Genomic DNA, 271 nt, shown 5'->3' on the forward strand with positions numbered 1-271 from the left:
CTTCTGGGCGAGCATCACATCGCCAGCCGCCAGAGGACGTTCGGGAACGAAACACCAGCCGATCGCGGGCTGCCCTGCTGATGTGGCAGTTCCTGGCATCCGCGGCGCTGGCGCTCGGTGCCTTGGTCGTCGCGCTATTGACCGCCGTGAGGCACCTCACGAAAGGACTTTCAGCGCTCGCCAAGACCGCCCAAGAAATCGCGGGTGGCAATCTCGACGTTCAATTCCGCGCAACGGGCCTCGGCGAGGTCCGCGGCCTTGGCCTCGCATT

Annotated in this window: 1 protein-coding gene; it reads left to right on the top strand. The window is 65.3% G+C overall.

What is annotated here, in order from left to right; translation table 11 throughout:
* Window positions 1-80 precede the first annotated feature (80 nt).
* The coding region (locus AC0L30_RS43230) for a hypothetical protein (protein WP_473406817.1) at window positions 81-271 on the top strand (191 nt) is incomplete at its 3' end.

The sequence above is a fragment of the Bradyrhizobium sp. MI1.11 genome, assembly GCF_055811255.1.